Source organism: Sulfurimonas sp. CVO (assembly GCF_009883775.1).
Classification (GTDB): domain Bacteria; phylum Campylobacterota; class Campylobacteria; order Campylobacterales; family Sulfurimonadaceae; genus Sulfurimonas; species Sulfurimonas xiamenensis.
Window position 1 is genome coordinate 1,267,737 of record NZ_CP033720.1, and the last position, 21,753, is coordinate 1,289,489.

At 38.8% G+C, this 21,753-nt stretch carries 13 protein-coding genes, 1 tRNA gene and 3 rRNA genes; 4 read left to right on the forward strand and 13 right to left on the reverse strand.

All coding sequences use genetic code 11. The features are described 5' to 3' along the window. Positions 1 to 25 precede the first annotated feature (25 nt). The 3 genes from CVO_RS06395 to CVO_RS06405 form a co-directional block, all read right to left on the reverse strand. A complete protein-coding gene (locus tag CVO_RS06395; protein ID WP_159570981.1) occupies positions 26 to 1,930 on the reverse strand; it encodes a ferredoxin-like domain-containing protein in 1,905 nt (634 codons plus the stop codon). 107 nt (positions 1,931 to 2,037) lie between these two features. Then, the gene (locus CVO_RS06400; protein WP_159570983.1) at positions 2,038 to 3,759 is read right to left on the reverse strand and encodes a bifunctional protein-serine/threonine kinase/phosphatase; all 1,722 of its coding nucleotides are present in this window, start codon (positions 3,757 to 3,759) and stop codon (positions 2,038 to 2,040) included. Positions 3,760 to 3,763: 4 nt separating this feature from the next. Next, positions 3,764 to 4,576, reverse strand: coding sequence for a formate/nitrite transporter family protein (locus tag CVO_RS06405; RefSeq protein ID WP_152299031.1), 813 nt, complete (start codon positions 4,574 to 4,576; stop codon positions 3,764 to 3,766). 262 nt (positions 4,577 to 4,838) lie between these two features. Between CVO_RS06405 and CVO_RS06410 the strand changes: the two genes are divergently transcribed. From CVO_RS06410 to CVO_RS06425, 4 genes are read left to right on the forward strand one after another with little or no spacing between them, the layout of a single operon-like run. Next, positions 4,839 to 6,152, forward strand: a complete 1,314-nt coding sequence (locus CVO_RS06410) for a hypothetical protein (protein WP_152299030.1) — start codon at positions 4,839 to 4,841, stop codon at positions 6,150 to 6,152. A gap of 2 nt (positions 6,153 to 6,154) precedes the next feature. Further along, entirely contained in the window at positions 6,155 to 7,246 is a 1,092-nt protein-coding gene (locus CVO_RS06415; protein ID WP_159570986.1) for a trypsin-like peptidase domain-containing protein, read from the forward strand. 2 nt (positions 7,247 to 7,248) lie between these two features. Continuing rightward, positions 7,249 to 9,198 carry a M3 family metallopeptidase gene (locus tag CVO_RS06420; RefSeq protein WP_159570988.1) on the forward strand — a complete coding sequence of 650 codons (1,950 nt, stop codon included), beginning with the start codon at positions 7,249 to 7,251 and terminating at the stop codon, positions 9,196 to 9,198. Positions 9,199 to 9,256: 58 nt separating this feature from the next. Further along, a complete protein-coding gene (locus tag CVO_RS06425; protein WP_241690946.1) occupies positions 9,257 to 10,204 on the forward strand; it encodes an endonuclease/exonuclease/phosphatase family protein in 948 nt (315 codons plus the stop codon). Here CVO_RS06425 and CVO_RS06430 read toward each other — a convergent pair. The 10 genes from CVO_RS06430 to CVO_RS06475 form a co-directional block, all read right to left on the reverse strand. Beyond that, on the reverse strand, positions 10,197 to 10,862 hold the full coding sequence (locus CVO_RS06430) for a uracil-DNA glycosylase (RefSeq protein ID WP_159570992.1): 666 nt from the start codon (positions 10,860 to 10,862) through the stop codon (positions 10,197 to 10,199). The two genes, CVO_RS06425 and CVO_RS06430, sit on opposite strands and share 8 nt — an antisense overlap. A gap of 123 nt (positions 10,863 to 10,985) precedes the next feature. Beyond that, a 5S ribosomal RNA gene (gene rrf / locus CVO_RS06435) occupies positions 10,986 to 11,101 on the reverse strand. Positions 11,102 to 11,403: 302 nt separating this feature from the next. Further along, a 23S ribosomal RNA gene (locus tag CVO_RS06440) occupies positions 11,404 to 14,404 on the reverse strand. 304 nt (positions 14,405 to 14,708) lie between these two features. Further along, positions 14,709 to 14,785, reverse strand: a tRNA-Ile gene (locus CVO_RS06445). Between the two features lie 317 nt (positions 14,786 to 15,102). After that, positions 15,103 to 16,622, reverse strand: a 16S ribosomal RNA gene (locus CVO_RS06450). Together the 16S, 23S and 5S rRNA genes with 1 tRNA gene alongside form the textbook arrangement of a ribosomal RNA operon. Before the next feature lie 381 nt (positions 16,623 to 17,003). Further along, positions 17,004 to 18,044, reverse strand: a complete 1,041-nt coding sequence (mnmA, locus tag CVO_RS06455; protein WP_159570994.1) for a tRNA 2-thiouridine(34) synthase MnmA — start codon at positions 18,042 to 18,044, stop codon at positions 17,004 to 17,006. A 7-nt stretch (positions 18,045 to 18,051) separates the two neighbouring features. Beyond that, complete coding sequence (locus tag CVO_RS06460; protein WP_159570997.1) at positions 18,052 to 18,816, reverse strand: LOG family protein; 765 nt, start codon at positions 18,814 to 18,816, stop codon at positions 18,052 to 18,054. Between the two features lie 13 nt (positions 18,817 to 18,829). Next, entirely contained in the window at positions 18,830 to 19,690 is an 861-nt protein-coding gene (fliY, locus tag CVO_RS06465) for a flagellar motor switch protein FliY (protein ID WP_159571000.1), read from the reverse strand. Continuing rightward, a complete protein-coding gene (fliM, locus tag CVO_RS06470; RefSeq protein WP_159571003.1) occupies positions 19,683 to 20,705 on the reverse strand; it encodes a flagellar motor switch protein FliM in 1,023 nt (340 codons plus the stop codon). The genes fliY and fliM overlap by 8 nt, the downstream gene beginning before the upstream one ends. Positions 20,706 to 20,864: 159 nt before the next feature. Next, complete coding sequence (locus tag CVO_RS06475; protein ID WP_159571006.1) at positions 20,865 to 21,740, reverse strand: P-loop NTPase; 876 nt, start codon at positions 21,738 to 21,740, stop codon at positions 20,865 to 20,867. Positions 21,741 to 21,753 lie beyond the last annotated feature (13 nt).

Consider the following 21,753-nt stretch of genomic DNA (forward strand, 5'->3'; position numbering starts at 1 on the left):
ATATTACAGCAAACTTTAAATATTTTTACAGTTTTATATATGAAGCAAGCTCTGAAAAAACAACTGCCCTTTTCTGCTCTTTTGTGTCCAAAATTTTTTCACACAAAAGTGCTAGATTTTCATCTACACAGGGTATCAGTTCTCTGATATTTTGAAGTTTTTCATTTTTAAGAGTATTTGTAAATCTCTCATACGATGAGTAAGCCTCTTTTCCTGTAAGTTTGTAGTATAATCTACGCCCAAATTCAAAAACTTCAAACTCCTCATTCTTTCCAGTGTTAACCTTTTCGCTAAAACCTATCTCAACATCGATATTTTTCTCTCTCAAATAAGCCCCAAGCTTCATCATAAAACCTATTGCCTGAGGCGAATAGAGTTTTAAAATCCGTTCATGAAACCGCTCAAAGTTCTCAAAATGGTTTTTAAGTCTTCTATACTCAAGCATCAAAGTCTCCACATAAAGATGCGCATATCGAAGCGAAGCCGATTTAACGACTGCATATCCTTCTAAACCCTCACTTGTGATTTTTCCGCCAAGAGAGATATTTACACCACCCTCCATTTCGCCGTTTACTTTGACTTTGCAGCCCTCAAAACCGATGTCACCTAGACCATGCAGACCGCACCCTTTAACACATCCTGACCAATACATGCGTACTCGTCCTTCATGAAGAGGTACTTTTTGCTCCAGATACTCCGCCATTTTTATAGCATCATTTTTGTTCTCAATCACTCCAAATGCACAGTGTTGTGAACCTGCACATGCTATTAAATGATTTTTATAAGGAGAGTCTACACTTTTGTATTTTTGAAAAATCGCCTCGTTTTTTAGTGTGTCTATCTCTTTTACACTAAGTATATAGATGCTCTGCTCTATATCAAAACGAATCTCGCCATTGCCAAATTTTTCGCTTATATCCGCCACGCTTAACAAATCGCTTCCGCTGAAGATTCCCGCGGGAACAACCATATGAATGCCAAATGATCCGTCTCTTAACTGTACCTTTCCATGGTCAGGATCGTTAAAATCAAGCTTTGTCATAGTCTCGCCTCCGCGCGCAAAATCAATTCCCGCATTTTGGCAAATCGCACTCCTAATCTCCTCCATGCCAACCGCTTCGACTAAAAAGAAAAGACGATTTTTGTTTCTGTTGTCACGAAATCCAAATCTTCTAAAAATATCAATTATGGAACCATAAGCACTCGGCACTTCATGAGGCAGTAAAAAAATATCTGCACTCTTTGCCACTTTACCGACTTTTCCGCCGAGGTACATGTTGTATCCGTAAAGTCCATCTTTTTGAGCCAAAACAAAACAGCAGTCATGACTAAAAGCGTTGCATCTGTTGGAAATCGAGCCTGTGATTGCAGTATTAAACTTTCTAGGAAGTGCGCTTATCCACTCATAATTATGCAGAAAACTTCTCTCTAAGGTTTTTAAAAGTTCGTATGACGGCAAAACATTGTCAAATCCTTTGGCATCGAGCGGATCTGTAACAATGTTTCTAAAGTTGTCCACACCTGTTTGGTATGAACTAATCCCCACCGCACTCATACGCTCAAAGATAGTCGGTATATCTTTGATGTCGATATAACGAAACTCTATCTGCGAACGGGTTGTTATGTCTATATAATCTTCGCCAAACTCTTGTGCGATTAAGCCCAAAACTCTTGCTTGTTCAGCGTTTAAGTAGCCGCCGCTAATGCGAACGCGTATCATAAACTTTTGTGGAGTTTGCGCATCCTTATCATAAATGCCAAAACATTTTAAAAAGTAGCTTTTATCTTCGCCTGAAATAGATTCATAGCCGTTTTTTGCATAACTCTCTAACATCGCAAATGCTTCTTGTGGCGTTTTAAGTGCCTTTGTCTCTTCGACTTTGTTAAGTTTTTTTGCTCTTGCATCGTATGCTTTTTGTAATGCTTCCATTGTAACTCCGATCTATATCGAATATAATCACAATTTTATCAGTAACAAGAAATAAAATAATCAATTTATTGATTATATTTTATGCAATATAAAAATTATACAAATTTTTACTTAAGCAAGATAAACACCAATATAACAGCCAAAACAAAAGAGAAACTCTGCCAAAAAACTACACTGTTTTTCTCCACAAGCGGCGGTTTTTTCTTCTTTAAAAACTCCTCGTTTGGGTGGCGCAAGTCGTACAAAAACTCGCTTAACTCTTCGTAACGCTCATTTGGATTGAGTGCCACTGCTTTTTTAACCGCTTCATCAATCCACACAGGAATCTCTTGGTTGTAGTGGTAAAGCGGCGTATAATGAAGCTTCTTTTGCGCTGCTTCATTTTTTGCCCTTGCAACTTCAACACCGTAAGGAAAATGGCTTGTTAGCATCTCATACACGATTACGCCCATGGAAAAAAGGTCTGAGCGGGTTGTTCCTTTTTTGCCCAAAAAGTATTCAGGCGCGCTGTAGATTGCTGTTCCTAAGAGATTTTCATGCTCAAGGCGGATATTGACATCCATGATGCCCTCTACTCTTGTTGCGCCAAAGTCTATGATTTTGAGCGTACCTGAAGTGTCAATCATGATATTTTGTGGTCTGAGGTCTTGATGAATCATCTCTTGACGATGCAGTGCCAAAAGTCCTTTTGCTATCTGCTCCGCCATTTGCCGCACCGTCTCAAGAGGCGGATGCTGGTTGTCGATAATCCACTGCAAAAGCGTTTGCCCCTCGACATACTCTAGCGTGTTATAGAGGTAGTTTTTCTTGCGCTTTGGAACAAAAGCTTTTAGTACATAGGGGCTGTTAATGCGTCTAGCCACCCACTCCTCCATCAAAAACCGCTCCAGATACGCCTTGTCGCCGCGCATGTCGATGGATGGGATCTTCAGTGCGACTTGCGTTCCGCTCTTATTATCGACTCCAAGATAGACATGGCTTCTACTGCTCGCACTCAGCTCCCGCACGATGGTATAGCCCTCAAACTCCTCTCTTGCTTCAAGCAGAGGTGCGAATGGCTTCTCTTCAAGCTGTTTGTAAATCTCTTTGAGCTCTTTTTTTGGCAACGCATCCACACGCACAAGCTGGATGGTAATGTTGTCATCACTTCCCATCGCAAACGCCATCTCGCCAATGTTCTTTGCAAGCTCTTCAAATGCGCTCTCACCCTTTTGTATAGCGGCAATTAAAAGCGCATCACTCACAAACTCATAAACGCCATCACTCATAAAGAGGAAAATATCATCGATCTCAACCCCAAAACTGCTATAGTCCATGCGAACATACGCCTCCATTCCCAGAGCACGGCTTAAGTAGCTCTCCTCTCGCGAGACTCGTAAACGGTGATCTTGCGTCAACTGTTCCAGCACTCCATCACGAAAACGATAAATTCTGGTATCGCCCGCATGAAAAATGTATGCACTGCTTGAGCGAAGCACCATTGCGCTAAAAGTGCAGACAAAGCCTCTGTTTTTGTCATGGGAGTAGTTGCTCTGCATGGTTTGGGAGTGTAGCCAAGAGTTTGTGGCACCCAAAACCCTAAGGGCTGACTTCTTGGTCGACCATGCATCAGGCGTGCTTAAGTAGTCCATCAAAAAAGAGGTAACGGCTGTTTTGGAGGCGATTTGGCTCACGCTGCTGCTGCCGATACCATCAGCGATGGCAATGGCAACACCTTTGAGTGTAAGCTGTGGCTCGGTCGGAATGCAGATATCGTGAAAATCTTGATTTATCTCTTTGCGTCCCCCGGTAGAGTACTGGGAGATAGAGAGTTCTAAGCGGCTTTTCATACTATCAGTTTAATTTTCTTTTCGCACCCGTTTTAACATGGGTTGCATAAAGAGTTAGTCCTGTAAATGCAAGCCCGCCGACAAGGTTTCCAAGAGCAACGGGAAGCTCGTTCCACAGAAGATAATCCCCCACAGTAAAGTCACCGCCCATAATCATAGAGAATGGAAACAAAAACATGTTAACAATAGAGTGTTCAAAGCCCATAAAGAAAAAGAGCATGACAGGCATCCACATCGCAATTGCTTTTCCGCTTACAGTAGTTGAAATCATCGCCCCGACAACACCCATGGAGACCATCCAGTTACAAAGCATCCCACGGATAAAAACCGTCATCCAGCCCCAAATACCGTGTTCTTGATATCCAAGCGTTCTGGCTTCACCTATTGAGCCTATTTTTTTGCCGACTTCACCTGTTTCTATCTGATACCCGTATGTGAGTATAAACGAAATCATAAACGCCACAAGGAGCGCACCTGCAAAGTTACCAACAAAAACAAACCCCCAGTTTCTAAGAACCTGATTCACCGTAACCCCAGGGCGTTTGTCGATGAGTGCGAGAGGAACAAGAACAAAAACACCCGTTAAAAGGTCAAAACCCATAAGATAGAGCATGATAAAACCAACAGGAAAAAGCATCGCACCTACAAGCGGTGAACCCGTCTTCATCGTAACAGTTATAGCAAAAGCCGCCGCAAGTGCCAAAATAGCTCCTGCCATAAAAGCTCTGATGAGCGTATCTTTTGTTGACATATAGACTTTTGACTCGCCTGCGTCAACCATTTTTGTAACAAACTCTGTAGGGACTAAATAGGACATAATAGACTCCATGTTGTAAATATTTTTACTTTTTTTATACACTAAAATATAGTAGTACAAGAATTTTACATTATAAGAATATTTTTTAATCAACTATATTGTATAAATTTTATGCAATTGTTATGTTTTTAAAATACTTTCAAATCTATAATCAAATAAGCCATGATAAACAACTTCTAAATAGAGTGTAAGTCTATTTCTAACCTATTATAAAGATGCTTTTACTATAATACTGTCTATATATTTTTTTTAAAGAGAGTTTATGGGTTGGTTAAATTTTTTTCAAACAAAAACAGAAATAAAACACTCATTCGGAAGAGGCATAAATGCATCTCTTTGCAAAGATGAAGAAAATTTATTCAACAAATCCTATGAAGCATTTGAAAAAAAAGAGATTTTAAATGCATATGAGTACTTTTTCAAATCACTTGAAAATTTTTCAAATGGCCAATCAAACCAAAATGTTATTATTGTAAAAAAAGATAATAAGCTAAACTTTGAGATATTTCAGGGAACTGCTAGAATTACAGGAACAATAACAAAAGAGAATCTCTATGCAGAAGTTATTATTACAAAAAAAACATTGGCAAATGTTGCACTTAAACGACTGCTTTTAGAAAGAAACTATCAACTGACATACGCTTACTATTTCAGCGATAATGAATATATAAAATTAAAACTATATCTTGACAATATTACAATGACACCTCAAAAAGTTTTTTACCCATTAAGAGAAATAGCTCTCAATTCCGACTTTGACAAAGAGTATACAAAAAGCGAATTCCCTAAGATTACTCTAGAAGATATAAAACATTTAAAGAGTATGGATGAAGAGGAGCTGAGACTAAAGTACGACTTTATGCAAAGATGGATTGATGAAATAAACGCCAAAATTGCCACGCTTCCATCAAACGACAATGCTGCTATGCAGTCATTTATTCTTCTGTATCTTATTTTTAAAATAGATTATCTCATCGTACCGAAGTATGGCATTTTCCAAAAATCAAGCAAAAAGATCACTGAGTACTTTAGCGATGAAAACCTCACTGTCGAATCAAAGAACGAAGAGATCAGAAAGTATATAAACGAACTTCATGAGATGAATTTTGAAGAGTTTAAGACAAACTTTTATGACGCTAAATACACCTTCAACCCAAGTGATAAATCGCCTCATGAAGAGATAGAAATCTTTATAAACGAATCTCTTGCAAAGATAAGATGGTACAAAAACAACAGATACAATCAGGTCATTCCTACAATGTACAAATATGTTGCGCTCTATCTACTTTACAACTACGGGCTTCATCCGGTTACAAAAGCTCTTCTTCACACACTTGTTGAGATTCAAAATCCCGCTTTTTTCAAAGCACTCGGATACGACACGCTTTACAATGAACAAGAAGCAACATTTTCAAAAAAAGCTATTATCTCAAAAATAGAGGATATCATTTCGCCTTACCAAAGCCGTTATAAGATGTTAAAACCATTTGGTGACAAACTTAACTTTACATCCCTAAATGAATTTAGCAACAGCTTTTATCTGCAACTTAAAAATCTTGACTTTGAAGAGATATGACCATGAATACTCAAGCCATACTGGGTACTTACGCCGAAAACATTATACAGATCATGACTCCTTACGGCAGCGGCACGGGTTTTATAGTCGATGACCTTATCGTAACCAACTCTCATGTCGTTGCAGGGCTAAAAGAGGTAGTGATCAGTGCAAAAAAAATCAAAAGAAGCATTGCTCAAGTTGTTTATGATGATGCATACTTTGATCTCGCTTTCATAAGTTATGATTTTGAAAGGCCGAAAAATCCACTTATCCTCTCAACCAAGCGAGTGCAAAACGGAGATACCGTGGTAGCCATCGGTCACCCTTATGGACTTCATTACAGCGCTACCGAGGGAATAGTCTCAAAAGCTTCAAGGATATACGGGGAACTTGAGTATGTTCAGATAGATGCCGCAATAAACCCTGGAAACAGCGGCGGACCACTCTTAAATACGGACGGAGAAGTTATAGGGGTAAATACATTCATTATTCAAAACTCCAACAATCTGGGCTTTGCCCTTCCCTACTTTTATGTTGATGAAGCGTTAAAAGAGTACAGAAACATAAACGCTCAAAATATTATTAAATGCCCATTTTGTAAAAACCTGATAAAAGAAGAGAGTATAAAAAACGACTACTGCCCTGAGTGTGGAAGCAAATTGGAGATTGCAAAACTGCGAAGAAAGGGGTACAACCCTATTGGCAGCACAAAATTACTTGAAGAGATTTTGAAATCTTTAGATGTAAATGTAACACTTGCCAGAAGATCTCAAGCCTCATGGAGAGTTGATCATGGTAGTGCGCGTATCGAGATAAACTACTATGACAACGGAATCATCATAGCTGATTCAAAGCTTTGCGTGATACCTCAAAAAAATATATCTGAAATTTATGATTTTTTATTGAACGAGAACAACAATCTCTCCTACCTCCGTTTTTCCATAAATGAAAATTTCATCTATCTCTCTTACCTTATAATTGACTCCTCATTAACGCTAAAAGAGGGAAAAACCGCAATGGAGAGGCTTTTTAAAAAAGCAAACGAGTATGATGATATTTTGATAGAGAGATTTGGCGCAACAAAACAAAAAAGAGATGAAGAGGACGATTAAATATGAGTAAATTTCCAGAGTTTAAAGTAGAACTAAAGAGCTTTATCAAAGAGCTTAAAGAGAGAGTAGAGAAGAACAATAAAAAAGTAGAGAAGCTCTTAAAGATAAAAGAGAAGAGTTTTGCAAACTTTGTAAAACCGCTTGAGATGATGGATGAGCACCTAGAGCAGTTTTTCACTCCGCTCTCGCATCTAAACTCCGTTAAAAACACGAAGCAGACGCAAAAGATATACGCAGCCTCTCTGCCTATTATAACAGAGTACTCTACAAAACTCTCACAAAATCTGGGTATTTACAAAGCTTACAAAGAGATAGAGAAAAAAGAGAAGAAGAGTCTAAATCAGGAACAAAAAAGAGTTTTGGAGCTCAATATACTGAACTTTGAGTTAAGCGGTGCGCACCTTGATGAGAAGAGCAAAGCAAGGCTCGGAGAGATAAACATAAAGAAGAGTGAACTATCAAACAATTTCTCTCAAAACCTTCTTGATGCTACAAACGAGTACGAGTATATTGTAGACGATGCAAAAGATGTCGAGGGATTGCCGCCAAGCGATAAAGAGAGTGCAAAGTTTAAAGAAGATGGTGTTACAAAATATAGATTTACGCTTCAGATGCCTTCATATATCGCCTATATGACCTACGGCAAGAACGAGAAGATAAGAGAAGAGCTTTACCGTGCCTATGTTACAAGAGCACCGCAAAATGCCAAGATAATAGATGAACTCTTATCGCTAAAAGATGAGATGAGCTCTCTTTTAGGCTTTAAAAACTACGCCTCATACTCTCTTGCAAGCAAGATGGCAAAAAATGAGAAGAGCGTTGTCGATTTTTTAGAAAAGCTGGTTTCAAACTCTAAAGCACAGGCAAAAAAAGAGCTAGAGGAACTTCAAAAGATAGCAAAAAAGCCGCTTCAGAGCTTTGATAGCGCCTACTACAGCGAGATACTCAAAAAAGAGAAATATGAGATCGATGAAGAGGAGTATCGTCCCTATTTTGAGCAAAAGAGCGTTTTAGACGGGATGTTTGAATTTTTAAACAAACTTTTTGGAATAAGCTTTAAAAAGGTAGAAGAGGAGCTGTGGCATAAAAAAGCAACCTCTTATGATCTCTATCTGGAGGGCAGATTAAAAGCGAGGCTCTATCTTGACCTCGAAGCCAGAAAGGGAAAGCAAGGGGGCGCTTGGATGAACAACTTCCAGACCCACTGCAAAGATGAGAAGGGCAAAGAGCAACTCGCCTCAGCCGTAATAGTATGTAATTTTCCGCCATCTTCAAGCAAAAGCCCATCACTTCTAAGACATGATGATGTCGTGACTCTTTTTCATGAGATGGGGCACGCTCTGCATCATATGTTAAGCAATGTAGCCGAGAATGAAGTAAGCGGCGTAAACGGTGTAGAGTGGGATGCAGTAGAGTTTCCATCGCAATTTTTGGAGAACTTTGCCTACGAGCCGAGTGTGTTAAAACTCTTTGCACGCCACTACAAAACAGAAGAGATCATTCCAGATGAGATGATAGAAAAGTTGGTAAAGAGCAAGAATTTCCTCTCTGCTCTTGGAATGCTAAGACAGCTTGAGTTCTCGCTTTTTGATTTTAAACTACACACAAAACTCTATCAAGGTGATGCTATTCAAAATCTCCTAGACTCCATCAGACAAGAGACGGCACTTATAAAACCGCCATCTTACAACAAGTTTCAAAACGGCTTTTCTCATATTTTTGCAGGAGGTTATGCAGCAGGATACTACAGTTACAAATGGGCAGAAGTTTTAAGTGCTGACGCATTTTTTGGCGTAGTAGAAGAGGGGATATTTGACTCTGAGATCGCTGAAAAATATCTCCATATTATTCTCGAAGGCGGCGGTGCAAAAAGCATGGACATACTCTTTAAAGAGCTGATGGATCGTGAGCCAAACCCTGATAGTCTGCTTCGTCTAAACGGGATTATATAGTTTGAGACACCTACTTTTGGCTCTCTTGTTCTGCGCAACACTTTTTGGAGAGAAGATTTTGAAAATAGCGACCTATAATGTAGAGAATCTCTTTGATTTGCAAAAAAGCGGACATGAGTACAGTGAATATATTCCAAACGGACCTTCTCTTTGGAACCAAAAAAACTACAAAATAAAGCTGCACAATATTTCACAGGTCATAAAAGAGATAGATGCGGACATAATAGCCCTTCAAGAGGTTGAATCGCTTCAGGCACTGCTTGATTTGAGGTTTACGCTAAAACAGCATGGACTCTATTACCAGTACTACAGCATCGCAGATAAAAAAGATACCACTATAAAAGTAGCGCTTCTTAGCAAAATTCCCTTTGTCTACTCCAAAGAAGTAAGCGTGACGCAGACTTTAGAGTATAGAAACATCTTGGAGAACAAATTTGTAGTTAACGGCAAAGAGCTATATGTTTTTGTAAATCACTGGAAATCAAAATCTGGAGCCGAGAGCAGACGAATAATCTCTGCAAAAGCGCTTAAAAAGAGGGTCTCTGAGATAGGGTTTGACAAAAATATCATCTTACTCGGAGATTTTAACTCAGACTATGAAGAGTATATAAAGTTCAAAAGAAAAAGAAAACATAATGACACTGACGGAATAACTGGGATAAACCACATACTGGGAACCATCAATCAAAGAGATAGAGCTTCAAAAGTAAAGTATGCACAAGATAGCTTCTATAACCTCTGGTACGATGCAGACAAAGAGGACAGATACACATATATATACAGAGGCAAAAAAGAGGTTTTAGACAATATACTTATCTCTCAGCCCCTATTAGACGAGAAAGATATCTCATATATCCATGGCAGCATCTCAAATTTTGACAAAGAGTATCTCTTTAAAAAAAAGAGCATAAACAGATGGGAAGTATCTCGTGCAAAGGTGCGAAAACACAAGGGCAAAGGCTACTCTGACCACCTGAGCGTAACAGCAAAATTCAGAATCAATTAAGACACCAATCAATCTCCTCTTTATCATGAGTCTTAAGATAAGAGTTTGATTGTGAAAAAGGCTTAGAGCCAAAAAATCCACGATATGAAGAGAGTGGTGAGGGGTGAGGTGCCTTTAGAACAAGATGCTTTTTTGTATCAATAAGTCTCTCCTTTTTCTGAGACGGAGCTCCCCATAAAACAAAAACTATGCCCTCGTATCTTAAGGATAATCTACTAATAACCAAGTCTGTAAATCTTTCCCACCCCACATTTTTATGTGAGTTAGGATTAGCCTCGACAACAGTTAGAACACTGTTAATAAGCAAAACACCCTGCATTGCCCATTTAGTCAAATTGCCGTTTGTAGGCGCAGTACAATGTAGATCATCTTGCAATTCTTTAAAAATATTGACCAGCGATGGAGGGATCTTACACTCATCACAAACTGAAAAAGCGAGTCCGTTTGCCTGATTATGACCGTGATATGGGTCCTGCCCTATTATTACGACTTTTACATCATCAGGATGAAGCAGATTAAAAGCTCTAAAGATATTTTCATATTTAGGAAATACCGTTTTTGTTCTGTATTCCGATTCTATAAATCGCTGAAGTTTTATAAAGTAATCTTTTGAAAATTCATCCTCTAAAAAAGTATGCCATTCATTATTAAGTATCATTAGAATCCTATAAAAGTAATTGATTGATTATATATAAATTTTATTTTAAAGATATTGTAAATTAAGTCTTTTAGAAAAAATTATATGAAAATGTGATTGTATAATTAAAAGAAGAAATGATCAACTAGGCAGCGACCTACATTTCCACACCTGAAAGATGCAGTATTATCAGCGATGAGAGGCTTAGCTTCTGGGTTCGGAATGGGGCCAGGCGTTTCCCTCTCTCTATAGCCACCTAGACAGATCATATATAAAGACACGACAAAGGAAGTAATTCCTTTGTCTACGCTAACGCTAAGTTTGACTAAGCGTCAGGCTCACGCTCAGTAAACCGAGCTTATTGTGTGCCCTCATATATAATCTGTAAAGATTAGAGAAGATTTTCATTGTTAAAGTCAACATTTCAGGGTTTAGGGTTTAGATGTTAGGGGTTAGGTAAAACCGCCGACTAATCACTAATCACTAATCACTAATCACTAATCACTAATCACTAAATAACTACTTCAGACACCTATACACTAAGTAAGGTAGTGAACGATATGTAAAAAAGACAAACGTACTATTAGTACTGGTCAGCTAAACAGATTACTCTGCGTACACATCCAGCCTATCAAGCTTGTAGTCTTCAAGCGTACTTCAGGGAGAGTTCATCTTGGAGTTGGCTTCCCGCTTAGATGCTGTCAGCGGTTATCTCATCCATGCGTAGCTACCCAGCGATGCTCTTGGCAGAACAACTGGTGCACCAGTGGCATGTCCAACCCGGTCCTCTCGTACTAGGGTCAGCTCTCCTCAACTCTCCTACGCCCACGGAAGATAGGGACCGAACTGTCTCACGACGTTCTGAACCCAGCTCGCGTACCGCTTTAAATGGCGAACAGCCATACCCTTGGGACCTGCTCCAGCCCCAGGATGCGATGAGCCGACATCGAGGTGCCAAACCTCCCCGTCGATGTGAGCTCTTGGGGGAGATCAGCCTGTTATCCCCGGCGTACCTTTTATCCTTTGAGCGATGGCCCTTCCACACAGAACCACCGGATCACTATGACCGTCTTTCGACTCTGCTCGAGTTGTCTCTCTCACAGTCAGGCTAGTTTATGCCATTATACTCTACGAAGGATTTCCAACCCTTCTGAACTAACCTTTGTAAGCCTCCGTTACTTTTTAGGAGGCGACCGCCCCAGTCAAACTACCCACCAGACATTGTCCTCGCACGAGATAATCGTACCGAGTTAGCTATCAGAATATTCAAGGGTGGTATCTCAAGGATGCCTCATCTACAACTGGCGTCATAGATTCAACGGCTCCCACCTATCCTGCACATGAATATCCCAATAGCAATGTCAAGCTATAGTAAAGGTGCACGGGGTCTTTCCGTCTTTCCGCGGGTAGGAGGAATTTTCACCTCCACTACAATTTCACTGGATCCCTGGTTGAGACAGCTCCCATCTCGTTACGCCATTCATGCAGGTCGGTATTTAACCGACAAGGAATTTCGCTACCTTAGGACCGTTATAGTTACGGCCGCCGTTTACTTGTGCTTCATTTCAAGCCTTCGCGTGAGCTAAGCAATCCATTTAACATTCAAGCACCGGGCAGGCGTCACACCCTATACATCCTCTTACGAGTTAGCAGAGTGCTGTGTTTTTGGTAAACAGTCGGGAGGGACACTTTGCTGCGACCCGTCAATGCTTCATGGAGCAAGTCCATTTACAAATAGGGCACACCTTATACCGAAGATACGGTGCTAGTTTGCAGAGTTCCTTAACCAGGGTTCATCCACGCGCCTTAGAATACTCATCTCACCCACCTGTGTCGGTTTACGGTACGGGCAACTGCTGTTCTCGTTTAGAGGCTTTTCTCGGCACGACAGTATCATTGATTCAAAGCGCTCTCCGAAGAGATTGCTCTGCCTGTAAGATCTCGGTCTAATGTATCACGGATTTGCCTATGATACAACCTACATCCTTCGACCCACTATTCCATCAGTGAGCTCAATTAACTCTATGCGTCCCCCCATCACTCAAGCGAACAACAGTCGGTATCGGAATATTAACCGATTTGCCATCGTCTACCCCTCTCGGACTCGACTTAGGTCCCGACTAACCCTACGATGACGAGCATCGCGTAGGAAACCTTGGGTTTACGGCGAAGAAGATTCTCACTTCTTTTCTCGCTACTCATGCCTGCATGCTCACTTCCAGCCGCTCCACCACTCCTTGCCGGTATGGCTTCTACGCTGACTGGAACGCTCTCCTACCGCTGTAGTACATCATTAAATCCTAAGTATCTCTTCTTATCCCCTGAGGCATTTTAAAACTTCACTCCGTAAAGTTTTAAATATATCTCTTTGAATATCTCTTCTCTGAGAACTTAATGATGTACTACAACCTAGAGCTTCGGTGCTTGTCTTAGCCCCGTTATATTTTCGGCGCAAAATCGCTAGACCAGTGAGCTGTTACGCTTTCTTTAAAGGGTGGCTGCTTCTAAGCCAACCTCCTGGTTGTCACAGCAACTTCACATCCTTTTCCACTTAGACAAGACTTTGGGACCTTAGCTGCTAGTCTGGGTTGTTCCCCTCTTGACGATGGATTTTATCACCCACCGCCTGACTCCCGAGGTTACACATGAAGTATTCGGAGTTTGATAGGGTTTGGTACCGCGGTAAGCAGCCCTAGCCCTGTCAGTGCTCTACCCCTTCATGCTAATGCTCGAGGCTATACCTAAATATATTTCGGAGAGAACCAGCTATCACTGAGTTTGATTGGCCTTTCACCCCTATCCACAAGTCATCCCAAGACTTTTCAACGCCAGCGGGTTCGGTCCTCCACTGGCTCTTACACCAGCTTCAACCTGCTCATGGATAGATCACTCAGTTTCGGGTCTGCAGCATCTGACTAATTCGCCCTATTAAGACTCGCTTTCGCTACGGCTTCTCGTTCGATTAACCTTGCCAGATACCACAACTCGCAGGCTCATTATGCAAAAGGCAGTCCGTCACACTTATATATAATAGTGCTCCGAATGATTGTAAGCCATAGGTTTCAGGTTCTATTTCACTCTGCTCACCGCAGTCCTTTTCACCTTTCCCTCACGGTACTTGTTCGCTATCGGTCTAGTAGTAGTATTTAGGGTTGGAGGGTGGTCCCCCCATATTCAGTCAAGATAACACGTGTCCCGACCTACTCATTCCTCAGTCTAGTACCATACAAATGTTTTCGCTTACGGGAATATCACCCTCTATGTTCACTCTTTCCAAAGTGTTCAGCTAACAAATATATTATCACTAAGTGCCCTAATCCCTTTTCGCTCGCCGCTACTATGGGAATCTCGTTTGATTTCTTTTCCTTCAGGTACTGAGATGTTTCACTTCCCTGAGTTCGCCCCCCGTAGGGTAACATGACTCGCGCCATGCTGGGTCGCCCCATTCAGAAATCCCCGGATCAAAGCTTCTTGGCAGCTCCCCGAGGCTTATCGCAGCCTAGTACGTCTTTCATCGCCTCTACTAGCCAAGGCATCCACCTATGGCCCTTAATATCTTTTTTATTCTATGTTGCGTTCACTACCTTACTTAATGTAAGACAGTGCCTGTTTAATTGTAGTTATTTAGTTGATATAATTATTAATTGACTTCTTTATATATAACTTAATATATATCCAGTTATCTTTCTTAACTATATTTTATTGACTTTAACAATGATAATTTAATGAACTTTTGGTATAAAACCAAATATAAATCTTTTCAATTAAAGACTTATATTTGGTTTTTTGAGAAAGTTGTGCTTGATAAGGTTGCGAAGCATACTAAATGTATGTGAGCAAACTTATCAAGTGCAAATTTCCAAAAAATGGTGGGCCTACCAGGACTTGAACCTGGGACCTCACCCTTATCAGGGGTGCACTCTAACCAGCTGAGCTATAGGCCCTTTTGGGGTGCTTTTAGCTTTACTCTTCGTTGGAACCTTTACTTCAATCGTCACATAGTATAACTATGCTCCTCATTCAGCAAAGAACCCGTCTTGATTAAAGCTAAAATCCCTCCCAAACTTATGTTTGAGAGATATTCCCTTAACAATCTAATATTTCAAATGAACACAGATCACTGAAAACTAAGCAAGCAAAAGACTAAAATAACTATTTCTCTTGTGAGATTTTCTTTGACAGAAAAAAATTTAGTTTTTTTCTGCACTGCGTTTTAACGCTAGTATGAGATAAACAAATGAATGTTTTCTCTTTACTCTAGAAAGGAGGTGATCCAACCGCAGGTTCTCCTACGGTTACCTTGTTACGACTTCACCCCAGTCGCTAATTCCACCGTAAGTGGTAGCCCCCCGAAGGTTAGCTTCCCAATTTCGGGTGAAATCAACTCCCATGGTGTGACGGGCGGTGAGTACAAGACCCGGGAACGTATTCACCGTAGCATTGCTGATCTACGATTACTAGTGATTCCAGCTTCATGGAGTCGAGTTGCAGACTCCAATCCGAACTGAGAGACGCTTTAAGTGATTGGCTCCACCTCGCGGTATTGCAACACTCTGTACGCCCCATTGTAGCACGTGTGTAGCCCTGGCCGTAAGGGCCATGATGACTTGACGTCGTCCTCACCTTCCTCCTCCTTGCGAAGGCAGTCTCCTTAGAGTGCCCAGCTTAACCTGCTGGCAACTAAGGACGAGGGTTGCGCTCGTTGCGGGACTTAACCCAACATCTCACGACACGAGCTGACGACAGCCGTGCAGCACCTGTTTTCAAGCTCCCCGAAGGGCACCACTCTATCTCTAGTGTGTTCTTTCAATGTCAAGGCCAGGTAAGGTTCTTCGCGTATCTTCGAATTAAACCACATGCTCCACCACTTGTGCGGGTCCCCGTCTATTCCTTTGAGTTTTAATCTTGCGACCGTACTCCCCAGGCGGAACACTTAATCTGTTAAGTGCATCACCGCAATGACAAGCATCACGACGACTAGTGTTCATCGTTTAGGGCGTGGACTACCAGGGTATCTAATCCTGTTTGCTCCCCACGCTTTCACGCCTTAGCGTCAGTTATGTTCCAGGAGATCGCCTTCGCTTTAGGTATTCCTAGTGATATCTACGGATTTTACCCCTACACCACTAATTCCATCTCCCCCTCCCATACTCTAGGTTACCAGTTTCAAGTGCAGTTCTACAGTTAAGCTGTAGGATTTCACACCTGACTTGATATCCCGCCTACGCGTCCTTTACGCCCAGTGATTCCGAGTAACGCTTGCACCCTCCGTATTACCGCGGCTGCTGGCACGGAGTTAGCCGGTGCTTATTCATATGCTACCGTCATTTTCTTGACATATAAAAGGAGTTTACACACCGAAATGCGTCATCCTCCACGCGGCGTTGCTGCATCAGAGTTTCCTCCATTGTGCAATATTCCTCACTGCTGCCTCCCGTAGGAGTCTGGTCCGTGTCTCAGTACCAGTGTGGCGGATCATCCTCTCAAACCCGCTACCCGTCATAGTCTTGGTGAGCTCTTACCTCACCAACAAACTGATGGGATATAGTCTGATCTTCAAGCGAAAAAACATTTCCCTTCATATCTTATGGTATGAAGGTGTATCCGGTATTAATCATCGTTTCCAATGGCTATCCCGGTCTTGAAGGTACATTAACTATATATTACTCACCCGTGCGCCACTCGTCGCCAAAGTGCAAGCACTTTGCGTTACCGTTCGACTTGCATGTGTTAAGCACGCCGCCAGCGTTCACTCTGAGCCAGGATCAAACTCTCCATAATTGAATTGTTTAATCTTTGCCCAAGATTATTAAATCATTGGCTTTATGTTGCTATCAGTGCGTGAACATCTGATAGACTTTGTATAGTATCTATACTATTGGGTATCTCTAATTTAATAGAGACCAAATAGAATAGACGGTTGTTGTTATTTTAGTTATTTCTAAGTAAACTTATTAATGACCAATCTAACTATCTCTAGTTATTAAAGTCTATTTACTTGCTTAGTTTTCAATGATCTCAAACCTAGATTTTTAATCCTAAACTTTAGGTCTCTCTGTTTGTGGAGGGGAATTATAGAGAAATGATTCTTAATGGCTTCTTAATCTGTGAAAGAGTTTTTGAAGAAATTTTATTTTAGAGGTTTTAAAAGAAAAATTGTCTTTAATTTTCCTCTATCCAGCCTCCGCCTATTAATTTTTTGCCATCATAAAAAACAGCTGCTTGTCCTGTTGCTACTCCAAACACACTCTCCTTTAAAGTAATAAATGCTTTGTTCTTTTCTACTTTGACATGGCAAGGAACTGCTCTGGTTCTATATCTTAGTTTTACAGTTGTATCAAACTCTTTTTCATCAGTATACAGATTCAAATTATTCAGCACCACACTGTTGCAAGCCAAATCCTCTTTTTTGCCGACGACTATCTGATTTTTTTTGGCATCAATACTTATAACATAATGTGGGTCATGCGCACCTCTAACTGTAAATCCCTTTCTTTTGCCAATTGTATAGTGCATATAACCTTTATGTTCTCCAACCACATTTCCATCTTTATCAAGCACTTGACCTATTTTGTCTACTGCAACATAATCTTTTAGCAAATCAGTATAAGTTGTTTCTACAAAACATATCTCAGTAGATTCTCTTTGAGATACAAATGATTCCAGTCCGCTTATGGAAGCTGCCAACTCTTTAATTTCACTTTTTTTCTTTTCTCCCAAAGGAAACAGCAATCTTGACAAGACAGTTCTATCTACATAAAAAAGAAAATAGCTTTGATCTTTTGTATCATCATCAGCCTCATAAAAATATTTTCCATCTGTTTTTATATAGTGTCCCGTAGCTATATAGTCTGCACCGATTTTATCTGCAAACCTCACCATTTCGCCAAATTTTAAGCTTCTGTTACAAAGTGCGCATGGATTTGGTGTTTTTCCCTCGGCATAGGTGTCTATAAAAGGTTGAAAAACTTCTTTGTTAAAAGTATCTTGCAAATCAAGCACATGAAGTTTTATACCGACAAAGTTCGCAGCCTTTTGCGCTCTTGTTTGATTAATCTCATGATAACCCGGCTTAGAGTGAAGCTTCATATAGAGTCCCTCAACATCATAACCCTGCTCTTTTAAAAGCAGTGCGGAGACAGTAGAGTCAACACCGCCGCTCATACCAACTAAAACTTTTTTACCCATATTTTCTTTTTTCATAATTAATTTAACTTTTTTCAATATTTTTATCTTTAGAGAACTCTTCTAGTGTTTTACAATACTGTGTATCTTCAAGTTTATGCTCCCTGAGAAATTCAATCTGCTCCAAAATTGAAGCTTCTAATTCATTAACTACATGTTGAAGGTCATCTGTGAGTCGAATCTGTTTAAAATCTTCACTGCTTATCATACCGTTGTTGAGTAATTTGTCTTCTACAAAATCAAGAAGCGGCTTATAATACTCCACTCCTACAATAAAAATCTTCACACCGCTTATTTTTTTGGTTTGTATAAGAGTTAATGCTTCAAACAGTTCATCGAGAGTTCCATATCCGCCGGGAAAAATCACATAGCCGATTGAGTACTTAACCAACATAACTTTTCTTGAGAAAAAATAATCAAAATCTAATTCTGTAGTAGTGTATTTATTGGGAATTTGTTCAAATGGCAGATCTATATTGAGACCGATAGACTCTACATCTTTATATTTAAAAGCACCTCTATTTGCTGCTTCCATAACTCCCGGGCCACCACCTGTCATTATATTAAAACCTTTTTGAGCAAGCATAGAAGATAACTCTTCTGCTTTTTTATAGAATATGCTATCGCTATTGGCTCTTGAACTTCCAAACATGGTAACTGTTGGCCCAAGTTCACCAAGTTCATCAAAACCTTTGACAAAATCTGCAACAATTTTAAAAACACTCCAAACATCAGCCGATTTAATCTCTTTTATATACTTCTTTGTTAAATCATCTTTTTTTTTACGCACTTAAAACAGCTCCTTATGATTTTAGCCTATCTGCTCTCTCTTTTTTTGTACCAATAGTAGTTATCTGAACACCGAAGTTACCATCAACAACAACAACTTCTCCTTCTGCTATAACATGATCATCTACCAATATTTCTAATGGATCATTAACTAACTGATTTAACTCAATAACAGAACCAATATCAATATTTAAAATATCTTTTAAAAACATTTTTTTCTTTCCTATTCTAACTTTAACAGGAAGTTTGACATCTTTTATTAAAGAGATATTATCCATCTCTTCACTATTCAAAGATACAACTGAATCTATATCTTGAGCTTTATAAGATTCAATTTTTTTTTCTTGCAAAAATTCTCTTTTTGTTTTAAATCTATTATTTTGTAAATTTTCATCAATTATAAACATAAAAAGAGATTTTACATCTCCTATTTTAAGATCGTAAACAAACATCTTGGTGTAACTATCCAGAATGATTTCTCTGCTTTTTCCAATATATTCAGCTTTTTGAACATGGAAAGAGACAACAAGCGGCTCTTTTTCTACAGAAAATATATTGGCAATTGTCCCAAATATATTTGAAACAATCTCTTTAGCAACAATTAAATCATCATTATAAATTTTTTTTCTGCCACTCTCTTCTTTGCCCATAACCATATCCGACAAAAAAACAACCATTTTTGGTTCTACAGCAACCATAATTGAAGCATTCACATCACCGCTTACTATTATATTTAACAATACTATCGGGGAAGTTATATTTGAAACAATACTTAAATTCTGTTCCTCTTTTAAATCAAGAGAAGGTGTTTGCCCTATCAGCGCTTCAACAATTTTTACCGTTTCATTCTCAAACAATTTTATAAAATCATTCATCGCTTATCTCTCTTTTGTTTTTTTCTTTTTTATCAAACACACTCTCTTTTATAATTGCACTCTTTTTTTTACCGATACTTTCTGTAATTTGCATAGATTTCTTTGATTTTTTCAACCCTATTTTACCGCGAAATCTATCTTTTTTATCAATACTAAGTGTAATAATATCATCTGCTGGTTTATTAAGTTTGATAATATCGCCACTTTTTAACTCCAAAACATCTTTTAAAGTAAGTTCAACATTACCAATAATAGCTTCAATTTCAATTTTTACTTCGCCAAGAAGTCTCTGCAAATGCACATTTTTGTTTTTTTTAATGTTTACTTTATTATTGTTTACATTTTTACTTGCAAGTTTTGGCAAAATTGTTTCAAGTACAGCCAAGGGATAACAGATATTTATCACTCCTGAATTCTGCCCAATAACTACTTCCATTGAAGCTGTTATAATAATATCATTTTCAGCAATATTTTGCATTATATTTGGTTTTGATTCTTTTGAATCAATAATAGCAAAGATATCTATTATCGGACTCCAAGCCTCTTTTAAAGTGTTTATTATAACTCCTAAAATCATTTCAAAAAGATTAAGCTCAATATCTGAAAATTCACGCTTTATATCAAATGGTTTGCCTTTTCCGCCAAGAAGGGAGTCTAAAATCGAAAAAACTATGGATGAATTTATATCGATAACACCGTTTTTTTCTAACGGTTTTATAAAAAAAAGATTAGCACTGGTACAACTTGATAAATCTGTCAAAAAATCACCATATCTCATTTGATCAACTAAATTGAGCTGAATTTTAACAGTCGTATGTGTAATGGAAGAGATCTGAAAAGACAATAAACGCGCTATATTATCATGAATAGTACGAAACGAGCGTAATTGATCTTTTGAAATTATGTTTGGTTTATTGAAATCATAAGGTGTTACTTCTATTTCAGAAGTTAAGAAGTCATCATCATTAACATCTAAAAGTGCATCTATCTCTTCTTGTGAAAGCATATTTAGCATATAAAGTTCCTAAACTATATTTAATTTCGTACATAACTTATTTGATAACATTCATTAACTTTTTTTCTATTTTTTACTAAAACAAGTATATCTAAGCTTCTTAAACAATCAAATACAAATCTATAAACTCTTTTTTTTTAACATATTTTTTAAAAAACTTTAAAAATACTTCACCAAACGCTTAAAAAGTCCGGATAATCCGCTTTCAGCAGAAGTTACAAGCACGCCCTGCTCCAAATTTCTTTTAATTTTATTAGCTATTTTAAGTATATCTTTATGCACAATTGAACCAGGATACAAAACACTAAACAATGCTCTTCGCTTAACTGAAGAGGAGACTTTAATATCACTGTTGATTTTTCCTATCAATTTCAAATCTAGTTGATTGCCAATATTTGCCAATGCAACTTTATTGATTTTTTCATATATAGCAACTGCCTCTTTTTCACTTCTTACCTGATTTAATAGTAAATTTATATTGTTTCTAAAAGTCGCTATAGTTTTTATTGTTGCATATGCATCTGTTATTGCTGCAGGATCAGGTACTGTAACAACTATAACATCATCTGCTGCTTCCAAAAACATTTGTATATGTTCTCCTATGCCGGCACCTGTATCTATAATCATTACATCAAATTTATCTAAAATTTCAGATTCACTCATAAATTTATCAAAAAGCGCTTTATCAGAATATTTTAGTATTTCATTTCCACTCTCACCTGGAATGAGTATAAGATTTCTTGTAATAGGAATTAAAATATCTAAAACTTTTGCTTCTCCCTTTAATACATGCAGAATGTTTTTTTTGATTTTTACATTAAACATTACATCTAAATTTGCAAGACCGATATCAGCATCAAATATGCCGACATTTAATCCGCTTTGAGAAAGCACATATGCAAGATTAGAACTTATTGTGCTTTTTCCGACACCGCCTTTTCCGCTTGTTATAGTAATAAAACGGGTTTTTTTAGATTTTTTTTGTAGGCTTGAGAAAACTGATTTTTCTTCTTTTTGCACTTGATGTCCAATCATGCTTTACTCCTGT